At 65.3% G+C, this 303-nt stretch carries 1 pseudogene; it reads left to right on the top strand.

Going from position 1 to position 303, the window contains the following annotated elements:
* Nucleotides 1-303 (top strand): annotated as a pseudogene (locus E5W87_RS35745) (hypothetical protein); the annotation flags it as partial.

Genomic DNA, 303 nt, shown 5'->3' on the forward strand with positions numbered 1-303 from the left:
GTAACGCGGTGGAGAAGCTGGCGGAGCGCTTCCATGTCAGCGAACAGTTGCTCAGGATGCTCAACCCGGGCACCGGCTTCAGGAAGCCCGGAAGGACCTTGGTGGTGCCTGATGTCGGCCGGGGCGATCCTCCCGCTGCCGTTGCCGGCATTGAGGTTGACAAGGGCGCCCGCCTGGTCCGTGTGCTCGACCCTTCCGGCAAATGGCTCGCAGTCTACCCCGCCTCGATCGGAAGCGATGAAAACCCCGCGCCAAGCGGCATGGCGGAGGTCAAGCGCGTGGTGCGCAACCCCACCTATCACT

The sequence above is a fragment of the Mesorhizobium sp. genome (assembly GCF_004962925.1).
Classification (GTDB): Bacteria; Pseudomonadota; Alphaproteobacteria; order Rhizobiales; family Rhizobiaceae; genus Mesorhizobium.